The organism is Bacillus sp. mrc49, assembly GCF_002803435.1.
In genome coordinates this window covers 1-853 of the sequence record NZ_PHNG01000214.1, presented here as the reverse complement: position 1 = coordinate 853, position 853 = coordinate 1, and the positions used below count along the sequence as shown (strand labels likewise).

Sequence of the window (853 nt, the reverse complement as noted above, 5' to 3'; positions counted from 1 at the left end):
CCTGGATGCTAAGCTGGGCAAAGATTTTTTCCGGCGTCTGCGTCAAGAAAGGCTTCAAAAGGATGGCCGTCCTGCGTAAAGATTCCGCTAAATGAACCATAACACTGGCCAGCTCTTCTTTTCTTGCTTCATCTTTGGCAAGCGACCATGGCTGTGTTTCATCAATGAATTTGTTCGTCCTGCTCACAAGCTGCCAAATGGACGTCAGCGCAACTGAAAACTCCATGTTCTCCATCGCTTCCTCATACTTGCCAACCGTATCATGATTCATTTCCAGCAAGGCTTTTTCAAATTCACGATTCGATCCTTGATAGCTCGGGATCACACCATCAAAATACTTATTGACCATTGCCACCGTTCGGTTTAACAAATTGCCTAGATCATTAGCCAGGTCGAAGTTGATTCGTTCGACAAACCCCTCAGGAGTGAACACACCGTCAGAACCAAAGGGAACTTCACGCAATAGGTAATAGCGTAAGGAATCCAAGCCGTAACGATCAATCAAGGTAACGGGATCGACCACATTCCCTTTTGATTTGGACATCTTCCCATCTTTCATGAGCAGCCAGCCATGGGCAAAGACTTTCTTAGGAAGCGGTACATCAAGGGCCATCAGCATGATTGGCCAGTAAATGGTATGGAAACGAACGATTTCCTTTCCGACCAGATGTACATCAGCGGGCCAATAATTCAAGTATTTAGAATCCTTGTCCGTTCCATATCCTAAGGCCGTTATATAATTGGTCAAGGCAGCGATCCATACATAAATGACGTGCTTTGGATCTCCTGGCACCTTGATGCCCCAATCGAACGTAGTGCGCGAAACGGCCAGATCTTCCAAGCCTGGTTTAAT

At 46.2% G+C, this 853-nt stretch carries 1 protein-coding gene; it reads right to left on the bottom strand.

Annotated features, from left to right (window positions below):
* Positions 1 to 853 (bottom strand): methionine--tRNA ligase (gene metG, locus CVN76_RS01520; protein WP_100530135.1); only part of this gene is annotated, 853 nt, incomplete at both ends.